General features: G+C 60.4%; 14 protein-coding genes and 1 pseudogene. 10 read left to right on the forward strand and 5 right to left on the reverse strand.

The window, feature by feature from the left end; genetic code table 11:
• Positions 1-82, reverse strand: a pseudogene (locus tag KW825_RS13325) (ribulose phosphate epimerase); the annotation flags it as partial.
• A 341-nt stretch (positions 83-423) separates the two neighbouring features.
• Between KW825_RS13325 and metK the strand changes: the two are divergent.
• The 7 genes from metK (at position 424) to ruvX (ending at position 5951) form a co-directional block, all read left to right on the forward strand.
• A complete protein-coding gene (gene metK, locus KW825_RS13330) occupies positions 424-1575 on the forward strand; it encodes a methionine adenosyltransferase (RefSeq protein ID WP_218329485.1) in 1152 nt (383 codons plus the stop codon).
• Positions 1576-1680: 105 nt separating this feature from the next.
• Positions 1681-2205 carry a SprT family zinc-dependent metalloprotease gene (locus KW825_RS13335; RefSeq protein WP_218329486.1) on the forward strand — a complete coding sequence of 175 codons (525 nt, stop codon included), beginning with the start codon at positions 1681-1683 and terminating at the stop codon, positions 2203-2205.
• A gap of 72 nt (positions 2206-2277) precedes the next feature.
• A complete protein-coding gene (locus tag KW825_RS13340; RefSeq protein ID WP_218290642.1) occupies positions 2278-2976 on the forward strand; it encodes an endonuclease in 699 nt (232 codons plus the stop codon).
• 65 nt (positions 2977-3041) lie between these two features.
• Positions 3042-3773 (forward strand): 16S rRNA (uracil(1498)-N(3))-methyltransferase, encoded by a 732-nt coding sequence (rsmE, locus tag KW825_RS13345; RefSeq protein ID WP_218329487.1) that lies wholly within the window; start codon positions 3042-3044, stop codon positions 3771-3773.
• A 51-nt stretch (positions 3774-3824) separates the two neighbouring features.
• A complete protein-coding gene (gene gshB, locus KW825_RS13350; protein WP_042652650.1) occupies positions 3825-4775 on the forward strand; it encodes a glutathione synthase in 951 nt (316 codons plus the stop codon).
• Between the two features lie 143 nt (positions 4776-4918).
• Positions 4919-5473: a YqgE/AlgH family protein gene (locus KW825_RS13355; protein WP_042652651.1), complete on the forward strand. Its 555-nt coding sequence runs from the start codon at positions 4919-4921 to the stop codon at positions 5471-5473.
• A gap of 58 nt (positions 5474-5531) precedes the next feature.
• Positions 5532-5951 carry a Holliday junction resolvase RuvX gene (ruvX, locus tag KW825_RS13360; RefSeq protein ID WP_218290640.1) on the forward strand — a complete coding sequence of 140 codons (420 nt, stop codon included), beginning with the start codon at positions 5532-5534 and terminating at the stop codon, positions 5949-5951.
• Positions 5952-6020: 69 nt separating this feature from the next.
• Here the strand turns inward: ruvX and ampC are convergent, their stop codons facing one another.
• Positions 6021-7187: an FOX/MOX family class C beta-lactamase gene (gene ampC / locus KW825_RS13365; protein ID WP_218329488.1), complete on the reverse strand. Its 1167-nt coding sequence runs from the start codon at positions 7185-7187 to the stop codon at positions 6021-6023.
• Between the two features lie 261 nt (positions 7188-7448).
• Positions 7449-8888 carry a sodium:alanine symporter family protein gene (locus KW825_RS13370; RefSeq protein ID WP_042652655.1) on the reverse strand — a complete coding sequence of 480 codons (1440 nt, stop codon included), beginning with the start codon at positions 8886-8888 and terminating at the stop codon, positions 7449-7451.
• A 725-nt stretch (positions 8889-9613) separates the two neighbouring features.
• Between KW825_RS13370 and tal the strand changes: the two genes are divergently transcribed.
• Entirely contained in the window at positions 9614-10564 is a 951-nt protein-coding gene (gene tal, locus KW825_RS13375) for a transaldolase (RefSeq protein ID WP_218329489.1), read from the forward strand.
• Positions 10565-10720: 156 nt separating this feature from the next.
• Positions 10721-10900 carry a DUF3545 family protein gene (locus KW825_RS13380; RefSeq protein WP_042652657.1) on the forward strand — a complete coding sequence of 60 codons (180 nt, stop codon included), beginning with the start codon at positions 10721-10723 and terminating at the stop codon, positions 10898-10900.
• A gap of 145 nt (positions 10901-11045) precedes the next feature.
• Here KW825_RS13380 and KW825_RS13385 read toward each other — a convergent pair whose 3' ends face one another.
• The gene (locus KW825_RS13385; protein WP_042652658.1) at positions 11046-11594 is read right to left on the reverse strand and encodes a hemerythrin domain-containing protein; all 549 of its coding nucleotides are present in this window, start codon (positions 11592-11594) and stop codon (positions 11046-11048) included.
• 214 nt (positions 11595-11808) lie between these two features.
• Positions 11809-12477 carry a uracil-DNA glycosylase gene (gene ung, locus KW825_RS13390; protein WP_218329490.1) on the reverse strand — a complete coding sequence of 223 codons (669 nt, stop codon included), beginning with the start codon at positions 12475-12477 and terminating at the stop codon, positions 11809-11811.
• Positions 12478-13159: 682 nt separating this feature from the next.
• Between ung and grcA the strand changes: the two genes are divergently transcribed.
• Complete coding sequence (grcA, locus tag KW825_RS13395) at positions 13160-13540, forward strand: autonomous glycyl radical cofactor GrcA (RefSeq protein WP_042652660.1); 381 nt, start codon at positions 13160-13162, stop codon at positions 13538-13540.
• The last annotated feature ends 78 nt before the right edge of the window (positions 13541-13618 follow it).

The raw sequence follows: 13618 nt of genomic DNA on the forward strand, positions 1-13618 counted from the left end.
CCGGGTGACCGGAGTTGGCTTTTTGAACGGCATCCATACTCAATGCGCGAATGGCATTGGCAAGCTCTTTACGAGAAGGCATCTGTATCTCCTGCGATTGCTTCATTTGATGGCCAAGATTAAGGCGCGTTATTGTCCCAGCAGGGCGGGCGCGGTGCAAATATTATCTGGGCGAATAAAGCGGCTTTGGGAGCACAATCGCTTTTCTTGCCCCGGCAAACGATTGACTCAGCCCCCTCTCCTACCCCAAACGGGGTGATTCAGCCGCCGGCCTTGGCCCGGGCGGGTCCAAACCAAAATAGTGCTGGCAATCACCCATTGGCCTAATTAAAATAGACGTCCAGATGTAGATACCTCTACAGTTATCCTGTCATTTTCCGGTTATGGCCAAGGCGATAACCCCATACGAATTGAGAACCAATCATGGCAAAGCTGTTTACTTCCGAGTCGGTCTCCGAAGGCCATCCCGATAAAATCGCCGACCAGATCTCCGATGCGGTGCTGGACGCCATCCTGGTGCAAGACACCAAGGCTCGCGTCGCCTGCGAGACCCTGGTCAAGACCGGCATGGTGATGGTAGCCGGCGAAGTGACCACCTCTGCCTGGGTCGACATCGAGCAGATCGTGCGCGACACCGTGCGCGAGATCGGTTACACCCACTCCGACATGGGCTTCGATGCCGACTCCTGCGCCGTGCTGAACGCCATCGGCAAGCAGTCCCCGGACATCAACCAGGGCGTCGACCGTACCGACCCGTACGAGCAGGGCGCCGGTGACCAGGGCCTGATGTTCGGCTACGCCACCAACGAGACCGAGGTGCTGATGCCGGCACCCATCACCTACTCCCACCTGCTGGTAAAACGCCAGGCCGAAGTGCGCAAGAACGGCACCCTGCCGTGGCTGCGTCCGGATGCCAAGAGCCAGCTGACCTTCGCCTACGACAACGAAGGCAAGATCCTGAGTGTGGATGCCGTGGTGCTCTCCACCCAGCATTGCGACTCCATCAGTCACAAGGATCTGGTGGAAGCGGTGCGTGAGGAGATCATCAAGCCGGTGCTGCCGACCGAGTGGATCACCAAGGACACCAAGTACTTCATCAACCCGACCGGCCGTTTCGTCATCGGCGGCCCCATGGGTGACTGCGGTCTGACCGGTCGCAAGATCATCGTCGACACCTACGGCGGCATGGCCCGTCACGGTGGTGGCGCCTTCTCCGGCAAGGATCCGTCCAAGGTGGATCGCTCCGCCGCCTACGCCGCCCGCTACGTGGCCAAGAACATCGTTGCCGCCGGTCTGGCGGATCGCTGTGAAATTCAGATCTCCTACGCCATCGGCGTGGCCGAGCCGACCTCCATCAGCGTCGAGACCTTCGGCACCGGCAAGGTCGCCGAGGAGCTGCTGGTCAAGCTGGTACGCGAGCACTTTGAGCTGCGCCCCTACGGCCTCATCGAGATGCTGGATCTCAAGCGTCCCATCTACCAGGCTACCGCCGCCTACGGCCACTTCGGTCGCGACGAGTTCCCCTGGGAGAAGACCGACAAGGCTGCCCTGCTGCGCGACGTCGCCGGTCTGTAAGACCTCTGTTCTCAACAGCGCGGTGATAAGCACCTTGTGACAAGAGGGGAGCCTGGCTCCCCTCTTGCTTGTCTGCCATTTGTTCGGCCATCAACAGGACTGCCCATGTCTTCCCTCCCCCACCCGGACGCCCAGCTCAGCGCGCGAGTCGAAGCCTGCTTCGTGCAGGCCGAGGCTCGCCTCGGTCGCAGCTTCCCACGCCCGCGCATCCATCTGAACATGCGCGGTCGGGCGGCGGGCTCGGCACGGCTGCAGACCTGGGAGCTGCGCTTCAATCCCGCGCTCTATCAGGCCAATACAGCCGCCTTCCTGACCGAGGTGGTGCCCCACGAGGTGGCCCATCTGCTGGTTCATGCGCTCTGGGGCGAGGGCCGCGGCAAGTCGCGAGTGCTGCCCCACGGCAGGCAGTGGCAGTCGGTGATGCGGGAGGTGTTCAACCTCGAACCCAGAACCACCCACAGCTTCGATCTCGCCGTGCTGGGCCAGCACACCCATGCCTACGCCTGCGACTGCCAGCAGCATCGGCTCTCCGTCCGCCGCCACAACAAGGTGCTGCGCGGCGAGGCGCGCTATCACTGCCGCCGCTGTCGCCAGCCATTGGTTCCCCTGAGGGAGCCGGTGACGGACTGAGCCAGCCTGTGTCGCGCCCCTGTGTTAGGGTGCGCACTTCTTCAACCAACCGTTTCATTGCCAAGGATCTTCATGTTTCGCCCTCTGCTCTCTCTCAGCCTCGGCCTGCTCATCAGTCTGCCGTTTTTCAGCTCGCCACTGCAGGCCCAGACCTTTCGCGCCGCCAAGCAGGATCTGAACACCCTCTACCAGAGCCACCCCACCACCTTCTACTGCGGCTGCAACATCAAATTCAGCGGCAAGAAGATGGCACCCGACTGGGAGAGCTGCGGCTACCTGCCGCGCAAGCAGGCCTCTCGCGCCGCCCGCATCGAGTGGGAGCACGTGGTACCCGCCTGGGAGTTCGGCCACCAGCTGCAGTGCTGGCAAGAGGGGGGGCGCAAGAACTGCGGCAAGAGCGATGAGTTCAACCAGATGGAGGGGGACATGCACAACCTCTTCCCCGCCATCGGCGAGGTGAACGGCGATCGCGCCAACTACCGTTTCTCCGACTGGAACGGCAAGCCGGATCAGTACGGCAAATGCCAGATGCTGGTGGATTTCAAGACCCGCCAGGTGCAACCGCCCAAGGGGCCGGTGCGGGGTCAGATCGCCCGCGCCTACCTCTACATGGGCCAGCAGTATGGGCTGCGTCTGGCTGCGCAACAGCGTAAACTGTTCGAAGCCTGGGACAGGCAGTACCCGGCGGATCGCTGGGAGTGCGAGCGCAACCGCCGCATCGGCAAGCTGCAGGGCAATACCAACCCCTTCATTGAAAAGCAGTGCCAGTAACCCAATCTACCGGAGAGAGGGAAAACCTCCCTCTCCTTGAGCAAGCCAAGAGACTGTGATCAGCCATGCGCATTCCACGTATCTATGAACCGGCCGTCCTGCAGGTAGGCCAGACCCTCGCCCTGTCGGAAGACGGTGCCAACCATATCGGCCGGGTGCTGCGCATGCAGCCGGGCCAGCCGCTCGAGCTGTTCAACGGCGACGGCAATCAATACGCCGCCACCATAGCCCAGGTCGGCAAGAAGTCGGTGGAGGTCAGCATCGATGGCTGCGAGGCGCAATCGGTGGAGTCCCCCTTCGCCATCCATCTGGGCCAGGTGATCAGCCGGGGCGACAAGATGGACTTCACCATCCAAAAATCCGTGGAGCTCGGCGTCACTTGCATCACCCCGCTGTTTTCCGAACGCTGTGGCGTCAAGCTGCCCGCCGATCGGCTGGAGAAGAAGCGTGAACAGTGGCAGAAGGTGGTGATCAGCGCCTGCGAGCAGTGCGGCCGCAATGTGGTGCCAGAGGTGCGTATGCCGATGGAGCTGGATGCCTGGCTGGCGGAAGAGACCCGGGAGCTCAAGCTCAACCTGCACCCGCGCGCCTCCTACAGCATCAGCACCCTGCCGGTGCCCGAGCATGGCGTGCGCCTGCTGATAGGCCCGGAAGGCGGCTTGTCCAGCGACGAGATCGCCCGTACTGTGCAGGAAGATTTCAAAGAGATGCTGCTGGGGCCGCGGGTGCTGCGCACCGAAACCGCCGCCCTGACCGCCATTACCGCGCTGCAGTGCCGGTTTGGCGATCTGGCCTGAAACGGGTTCTGACAATCTCAAACGCAATCGAGCTACCAGAAGGATATTCGGATGACCATTAAACTCGGCATAGTGATGGACCCCATCTCGGCCATCAATATCAAGAAAGACTCCAGTTTCGCCATGCTGCTGGAAGCCCAGCGCCGTGGCTACGAGCTGTTCTATCTGGAGATGGCAGATCTCTACATGGAGGCGGGCCGCGCCTTTGGCACCATGCGTCCCCTCACGGTGGAGCAGAACCCGGCCAAGTGGTACGAGCTGGGCGAGGTGGTCGATCAACCCCTCTCCAGCCTGGACGTGATCCTGATGCGCAAGGATCCGCCCTTTGACACCGAATTCATCTATGCCACCTACATGCTGGAGCGGGCCGAGGATGAGGGCACCCTCATCGTCAACAAGCCCCAGAGCCTGCGCGACGCCAACGAGAAGCTCTACACCGCCTGGTTTGCCGAGCACACCCCGACCACCCTCGTCACCCGTCGGGCCGACAAGCTGCGCGCCTTCCACGCCGAGCACAAGGACGTGATCCTCAAGCCCCTTGACGGCATGGGTGGCGCCTCCATCTTCCGCATGAAGGAAGACGACGCCAACGTCGGGGTGATCATTGAGACTCTTACAGAACATGGGAGTCAGTACTGCATGGCGCAGACCTATCTGCCCGCCATCAAGCAGGGTGACAAGCGGGTGCTGGTGGTGGACGGCGAGCCGGTGCCTTACTGCCTGGCCCGCATCCCGGCCCAGGGCGAGACCCGTGGCAACCTGGCGGCCGGTGGCCGCGGTGAGGCGCGCCCCTTGAGCGAGGCGGACTGGGCCATCGCCCGTGCGGTCGGCCCCACCCTCAAGGCCAAGGGCCTAATCTTCGTCGGGCTCGACATCATCGGCGATCGACTGACCGAGATTAACGTCACCAGCCCGACCTGCATCCGCGAGATCGAGGCCGCCTTCGACGTCTCCATCACCGGCATGCTGATGGACGCCATCGAACGCCGTCTGGCCAAGTGATGCCACCCAGGGGCCCTCGCGGCCCCTGTTCAATCTTTTGCGCGCCGGCGCCCAACTTCACGCCCCTGGCGCGAAAAAGCGGTTTTGCCGGACGCCCCCAACTGCCATAATCATCCCAAACACCTTTGCACTATTTGGCCACTATGCAAACACTGCAAAACCATTTTCTGCTCGCCATGCCGAGCCTCTCTGACGCCTACTTCGAACGCTCCCTGGTCTATCTGTGCGAGCACAGCAGCGAGGGGGCCATGGGGCTGGTGGTCAACATTCCGGTCGACATGGCGCTGGATACCATGCTGACCAAGCTCAAGCTGACCCCACCCGCCAGCCCGGAGATGAAGCAGCCCGTGCTGCAAGGCGGTCCGGTCCATGCGGATCGTGGCTTCGTGCTTCACAGCTTCCGGCCGGGCTTCAGCTCCACCCTGCAGGTGAGCGACGAGATGATGGTCACCACCTCCAAGGACATCCTCGAGACCCTCGGCACCGAGCAGGCCCCGGATCACTGGCTGGTCGCCCTCGGCTACGCCGGCTGGAGTGCGGGACAGCTCGAGCAGGAGCTGGTGGACGGCTCCTGGCTGGTGATCCCCCCCAACCCCAAGCTGGTGTTCGACACCCCCATTCACCAACGCTGGCAGCAGGCCGCCGCCAGCATTGGAGTCAATCCCCTGCATCTGTCCAGTCAGGTGGGGCATAGCTAATTTCTTGCCAAGCGGGCCCCAGAGGCCCCTTTTCATTTACCCAGTATTGAGGAACTCCATGTCATCACGCAGCATCATGGGCTTTGACTACGGCACCAAGAGTATCGGCGTCGCCATCGGCCAGGAGCTCACGGGCACGGCCCAACCCCTTCGTTCCCTCAAGGCCAACGACGGTATTCCCAACTGGGACGAGATCGAGAAAGTGATCAAGGAGTGGCAACCGGACCTGCTGGTCGTCGGCCTGCCGTTGAACATGGACGGCACCGATCAGGAGATCACGGTGCGGGCCCGCAAGTTCGGCAACCGCCTGCATGGCCGCTTCGGCAAGCCGGTGGAGTTCAAGGACGAGCGACTCACCACCACAGACGCCCGTGCCCGGCTGTTCGAGCGCGGCGGCTACAAGGCGCTCGACAAGGGCAGCGTGGATGGCGTCTCCGCCCAGCTGATCGTCGAAGCCTGGATGGAAGAGCAGTACTGAGGGGTGCTGCCCCCCTCTCTGTCGGATAGGAATCAAAAGCGCCGGGGCCCATCCCCGGCGCTTTTTTTATTACAGATCCAGCTGCTGCAAGATGGTATAGGCCGCCTCGACCCGCGCCGCATTGGGGTAGTTGCGATTGGCCAGCATGACGATGCCGATCCCCCTGGCGGGCACGAAGGCCACATAGGCACCGAAGCCATTGGTCGAGCCGGTCTTGTTATAGAGCCGCTGTTCGCCCATCACCCTTGGCGTCGCAAACCTCGTGACCGGATTGGTCTCGAGGCTGATCGCCGGTGAGTTGCCCGTCAACAGCGCCTGCCCGGTGACGGGATAGGCATAGCTCTCCCACCCCAGCCCCTGAGTCATCTCGCCCACCGCATAGAAGCCGGTGTGGGTCATGGCTATCGCCTTTTGCAGCGCCTCATCACCATCGAATGCCAGGTTGGCGCCGACAAACTTCAGCAGATCCGCCGAGCTGGTCTTGATGCCATAGGCCTCGTCCGCCAGCACCCCGGGATTGACCCTGATGGGCTTGTCTTCCTTGGCGTAGCCATAGGCATAGTCCGCCATGGCGGTGTCGGGCACCCTGAGATAGCTGTGGTGCAGGCCGAGCCCGGGCAGCAAGGTCCCCGTCATCAGCTGCTCGAAGGGCTGCCCCAGGCTGCTCGCCGCGAGATGGCCGAACAGCCCTATGCTGGGGTTGGAGTACTGACGATGGGTCCCCGCCGGGTAAGCGGGCGACCAGTGGCGGTAGTAAGCCTGCATCTTGTCGGCCGAATCCACCTCATCGGGGAACTGCAGCGGCAGGCCGCCCGCGCTGTAGGTGGCCAGCTCGGCCATGGTGATGCCGTCGAAGGCAGAGCCCTTGAGCCAGGGGGCGTGCTGGCTCACCTTGTCATTCAGCTGGAAGCCCCCCTTTACCACGGCATAAGCCCCAAGCGTGGCCGTCAAGGTCTTGCTGACCGAGCCAATCTCGAACAGGGTCTGCTCGCTGACCCTGTCTCCTGTCGCCCTATTGGCCAGACCGTAGTTGAAGTAGTGGGCCTTGCCATCCTTGAGCAGGGCCACCGCCATGCCCGGGATCCGGTACTCCTTCAGCAGGGGTTGGATGGTGGTATCGACCATCTGACGCAGGGGGTCGGCCTGGGTCGGGTTTGATGCCGTGGCAGCCAGCGTCTGGCCGGCCCACAGCAGCGTGCTCGCCGTCAGCAATGTCATCCGCAAGTGTTGTTGCATGGTTATTTTATCCTTTCATCTGTCGGGATCGCCGCACGCGCGACGAGCGGTGTGACCAGAATAGCCAACCAAGGTGTGTTGGATGTGAAGTCGCGTGAAGTGGCGGTGCCGATACCGAATGGAGGCCGCCCGCCTCCTCGGCCGACACCAGGCAGACCCAGGCTCACCGCTTCCCACGCTCCGGGCAGGGCCCATGAAGCCATATGAAGAGGGGAGCCCATGGCTCCCCTCTTTCATTACCCAACCGGATCAACCCAGGACTCAGGCCTGCTTGCTCTTGGGCGGGTTGTCCCAGATCCCCGCTTCCAGTTGGCTGCGGATCTCCGGGTACTTGTTGGCATCGAAGGTGGGGACGCGACCCAGCTTGAGCTGATCGTTGTAATCCTTGGCCAGCTTGATGGCGACGCCGGAGAGCAGCAGTATGGCCACCAGGTTGACGATGGCCATCATCCCCATGGAGACATCCGCCAGGGCCCACACGGTCGGCAGCTCGCCCACCGAGCCGAACATCACCATGCCCAGCACGAACATCCGGAACAGCATCAGGCCGCCCTTGTGGTTGTGCTCGAGGAACACCAGGTTGGTCTCGGCGTAGGAGTAGTTCGCGACTATGGAGGTGAAGGCGAAGAAGAAGATCGCCGCCGCGATGAAGATGTTGCCACCGCCACCGATCTGGGAGGAGAGCGCCCGCTGGGTCAGCTCGACCCCGGTCACCCCTGAGCCCGGCTCAAACTGACCGGACATCAGTATGATGGCGGCGGTACAGGTACAGATGACGATGGTGTCCAGGAACACCCCCAGCATCTGCACATAGCCTTGCGAGGCCGGGTGCGGCGGATAGGGGGTCGCGGTCGCGGCGGCGTTGGGGGCAGAGCCCATGCCCGCCTCGTTGGAGAAGAGACCGCGCTTGATGCCGTTGATCATCGCCTGGGAGATGGCATAACCCATGGCGCCAGATCCTGCCTGCTCGATACCGAAGGCAGACTTAATGATCAGCACAAACACCCCTGGCAATTCGCTGATGTTCATCGCCACCACGAACAGCGCCATCAGGATGTAGGCCAGCGCCATGAAGGGCACCACCAGCTCGGCGAAACGGGCGATGCCACGGATGCCGCCGAAGATGATGAGGCCGGACAGCATCACCAGCGCCAGACCGGTGGCCCAGTCAGGGATACCGAACGCCACGTTCATGGCCAGGCTGATGGAGTTGGCCTGCACCGCGTTGAACACCAGACCGAATGCCAGCAGCAGACAGAGGGAGAACACCACCCCCATCCAGCGCATGCCGAGGCCGCGCTCCATGTAATAGGCCGGGCCGCCACGGTAGTTGCCGTCCTCGTCCTTGACCTTGTAGAGCTGGGCCAGAGTGCTTTCCACGAAGGCGGTGGCCATGCCGATGAAGGCGATCAGCCACATCCAGAAGATGGCGCCCGGGCCACCCAGATAGATGGCGACGGCCACACCGGCCAGGTTGCCGGTACCCACGCGGGCGGCAAGGCTGGTACAGAGTGCCTGGAAGGAGGAGATGCCGGCCTTGTCGGATTTGCGGCTATTGCGCAGTACCGAGAACATGTGGCCGAAGTGACGGACCTGGATAAACCCCAGGCGGAAGGTGAAAAAGATACCGACCCCAATCAGCAGGTAGATGAGCACAGCTCCCCACATCAGGTCGTTAATCATTGCGATCAAGGTGTCCATAATTCTCTCGTTGTTATCACATCCATGGCCAGTCTGCGCTGGCCGCTCTCTGTCAGTTTCCGAATTAGCGCTGCGCTAAAGGGGCGGAATCTAGCATAGGGAGGGAGTTCAGAATAGTGATTCAGCTCACTGACAAAGCAAAAAACGAGCGCTTAGATGCAAAAATGCTTCATTTATCACGCAAATATTCAACAATTTTTAGCGCCATATCAATCGCGCGACAAATTAGCCTCAAAAGAGAACCAATCACCCACGGGATGCCATGGCAGCAAATGAGGATTAAACCCAGACGAGAGAGAGGCAAGCGTTTGCCCCTGGATCCCGCGCCTGAGGCCGTGGCGGCGCCAAACGTTTTACACGTAATTAAATTTCAAGTGGCTGATAACACTATTTATGTGACCCTATTCACAGAATGGATAATCAACTAAAAAAGTTGCTTTTATTCGGCCCCGGGCCACGTCCAGGGGAATCAATAAAAGTTGTTTTTTATCAAACACTTTTGCCTACCCTTCCCCACCATTGCCGGCGCCTGGACGATTCGCATACAAGCCCCCCTATTGCAGGATGCGCCACATCCGTATTAATTAGGCAGGCAATGGCGATGGGTCGCCCCCATCGTGCTTTTCTGAGCCTGAGTCGCCGGGGTTTTGTAATTTTATTTCAGAACAGTCGTCTCACGCCCGCAACCCCTGGGATTGCTCCCTCATATAGAGATGATATTTGCTATGGCCGATAAATTAACCCAGCTGAAAGCCCTGACCACTGTTGTTGCCGATACCGGCGATATCGCAGCCATCAAGCGCTACCAGCCCATCGATGCCACCACCAACCCCTCCCTGGTGTTGAAGGCATCCGAGATCCCCGAATACGCGGCACTGATCGAAGACGCCATCCACTGGGCCAAGGCCCAGAGCCAGGACAAGGCACAGCAAATCATCGACGCGGGCGACAAGCTGGCGGTCAACATCGGTCTGGAAGTGCTGAACATCGTCCCGGGCCGCATCTCCACCGAAGTGGATGCCCGTCTCTCCTTCGATACCGACGCCAGCATCGCCAAAGCGCGCAAGCTGATCCGTCTCTACAACGAAGCCGGCATCACCAACGATCGCATCCTGATCAAGCTGGCCTCCACCTGGGAAGGGATCCGTGCCGCCGAGGTGCTGGAGAAGGAAGGCATCCAATGCAACCTGACCCTGCTGTTCTCCTTCGCCCAGGCCCGCGCCTGTGCCGAGGCCGGCGCCTTCCTGATCTCCCCGTTCGTGGGCCGCATCCTCGACTGGTACAAGGCCAAGCACAACCGTGACTACAGCGCGAGCGAAGATCCAGGCGTGGTCTCCGTCACCGCCATCTACGACTACTACAAGCAGCACGACTACCAGACCGTGGTCATGGGTGCCAGCTTCCGCAACACCGGTGAGATCCTGGAACTGGCCGGCTGTGACCGCCTGACCATTGGTCCTGCCCTGCTGGAAGAGCTGAGCAAGAGCGAAGGCGCCGTGGTGCGCAAGCTGAACTACACCGGCGAGCGCAAGGCTAAACCGGCTCCGCTGAGCGAAGCCGAATTCCGCTGGGAGCTGAACCAGGACGCCATGGCCGTCGAGAAGCTGGCCGAAGGCATCCGCATGTTCGCCGTCGACCAGGGCAAGCTGGAAACCATGCTGGCCGGTCGCCTCTGATAGGGGGTTCACCCCGATAAAAACCGGGCTCCCGCGAGGGGGTCCGGTTTTTTTATGCGCGCCCTCCGATTGTCACAAGAACGTCACGAAAACGTTTTATTTTTAATGGCGTTATGTTATACGGGTGGTGAAAACGATAAAATCAAGGAGGGCGCCATGGAAATGTTCAGCTTCGATTTTGACGAGGTAGTTGAACTGGGTTCGCGTAGCCGCGGGACAACGGGAAAGAAACGTAAATGGCGTGAGATCGAGGCGTTGAAAGACAAGCACCGCCTGCAGAAGGAGCTGCAATCCATCGATATCGCCTACGAAGGCTCGGAAGAGCTGGAGCTGTAAAAAACAGCGTCTCGGGCTAAGAACGAGGCGTTGAAATGCAGAAGATGTTGTATCCCACCGGCATCGCCGACCAAGGCTCGGACGAGCTGGAACTGTAAAAACAACGCCCCGGCCAAGCCGGGGCGTTGTTTTTGGCCCCTGACGATCAGGGCGAGAGCGGCAAGGACAGCTGTTTGGACAGCGCCTGGAAGTGCTGGCTCACCTCGGCCCCGAACAGGGGATCATTGATGGCCCGGTTCTGCCAGACCTGCTCGAGCTGACGCCAGTCATCTTCGGTCAGGGAATCGCGCAGATGGGGGAAGATCACCCCCTCCTCGTAGTGCATGTGCGCCTCCTGCTGGTCGATGAACTGCTCCAGCCGGGTCGTGAACTGATCCAGCGGGATGACGGCATCCATCAGGATCATCTCCACCATCTCCTTGAGCTCGGTACCGGCCTCCAGCAGGCGAGCGTGCTCCTCCTGCAACCGGTTCGCCACCTCCCCTTCCACTACCCGGTATTTCAGGTAGTAGTCATAGATCAGGTCCTCCTTGGGATGGTGATAGGTGTCGGACACCTCCCGCAAATAATCCACCACGTCCCGGATCAGGAAGTAGCTGATCTGCTGTTCGCTGCGTATCGCGGCAAGCTTGTATTTCAGCAGTTGCAGCAGCTTGGCGATGTTGAGGTGGTCCTTATGCAGACTGGATAACATGGGCACTCCTTGGCACTGAAATGAATAGATCCTGCTTCGAGTATACGGTCATTTATTGCGCCAACTTTGCACTCAATCAAATCTGACGCAGACAATCCCTTCTCGTACACCCTAGTGCTTTGACCACATCCATCGCCAATTTACGCCCACGGCATCCCTGTTTGCACACCGATGTTGGCGTGCAAACAGGGACAGTCTCGTGGGAAATTTTCGGTTATTCGCAGACCGAGAGCCAGTCGATGGGGCTCATGCCCTGCTGGGTCAGCAGGCGGTTGGTTTCGGAGAAGTGACCGCAGCCGATGAAGCCGCGATGGGCGGAGAGCGGGCTGGGATGGGGCGCGCTCAGCACATGGTGGCGCGTGCGATCTATGATGCGGCCCTTCTTCTGGGCGTGGGCCCCCCACAGCAGGAAGACCACGCCCTGGCGGCTGGCGTTGACCTGCTCGATGACCCTATCGGTGAAGGTCTCCCAGCCCAGGTGGGCGTGGGAGTGGGCCATGCCCGCCTGCACCGTCAGCACGGTGTTGAGCAGCAGCACCCCCTGGCTGGCCCAGGACTCCAGGAAACCGTGGCTGGGGGTGACGAAGCCCGGCAGATCCCGCTGCATCTCCTTGTAGATGTTGACCAGCGAGGGGGGCGTGCGCACCCCGGGCAGCACGGAGAAGCAGAGGCCATGGGCCTGATCCGGCCCGTGATAGGGATCTTGTCCCAGGATCACCACCTTGACCTCGTCCAGCTCGGTCAGCTTGAAGGCATTGAACACTTCGGTGGCGGGGGGATAGATCACCTTACCCGCCTCCCGCTCGCTCCTGACGGTCGCCAGCGTCGTCTTGAAATAGTCCTGCTCTTTCTCAGAACCAATCACATCTTTCCAGGTCAGCACCCCGGTCTCCTCAATGAATGCGGCAAGGGGCTCAGGATAGGGGCCAAGGCCACAAGACGCAACCGCGACTCGGCCTGCCGGCGGGTCGGGGACGGTCGGGAACCCTCCCTGCTCTGGGTTGAGGCGCCTTGGCGCGAACGGATCCTCTCTATGCTATCTAGGCCTCGCGCGCACCACAGACGTCCCCTCAAGCCGAGCCGTTGGCTGCGGCGGCCAGTGACGCAGCCCTCCCCGTCGCTATGGAGCGCTATCCGCGCTTCGTGCACACCACCGCCGGTACTCCCCCTTCTGCTTATGTTGCTGTTGCCCCCTGATTGCACTAACAGGAGAAGTGGCCCAACTGCGACGAACCTACCCCGGTTTTAGCGGTCGGTGACACCATAAGATGTAGTTAAATTACTAGATTTGATAAATAAAAAATGCATAATTGATGCATCTTAATAAATCATGAAAATGATTCAATTTTGATTAAGCTCAATGATTTAACCCTATATATCCGGCGCTATCTGCATATTTTTTGATTTGGATCAATTTTCGTATTATTACCATCGTGGTATATATGACCCCAACGAAGTAAAGGTGTAAGGCAAGGCCCATTAAATCATCCTGTCATCAAGGTGGTTTAAAAACATCAGGGTAATGTTCTTACCGTTGAATCCGCTTTCCTATGAGGAGTCATACCATGATCAAGGGCATCCAAATCACCCAGTCCGCCAACGCCGCACTGCTGAACTCTTTCTGGCTGCTGGACGAAGAGAAGCAACAGGCTCGTTGCATCTGCGCCAAGGGCGACAGCTTCGCCGCCGATCAGGAAGTCGCACTGTCCGACCTGGGCCAATTCGAATATCGCGAGCTGCCGGTACAGACCGAGCCGATGGTCGAGGGTGGCCAACACCTGAACGTCAACGTGCTGAGCCGTGAGACTCTGGAAGAGGCCATCGCCAATCCGGAGAAGTATCCGCAGCTCACCATCCGTGTCTCCGGTTACGCCGTGCGTTTCAACGCCCTGACCCCGGAACAGCAGCGTGACGTGATCACCCGCACCTTCACCAAGAGCCTGTAATTCGCCCGGCGATAACAGCTTCCACGAAAAACGGCCCTCTCGGGCCGTTTTTTTATGCATGACTATTCCTAGCAGACC

It is taken from the genome of Aeromonas sp. sif2433 (genome assembly GCF_019218705.1).
Taxonomy (GTDB): domain Bacteria; phylum Pseudomonadota; class Gammaproteobacteria; order Enterobacterales; family Aeromonadaceae; genus Aeromonas; species Aeromonas encheleia.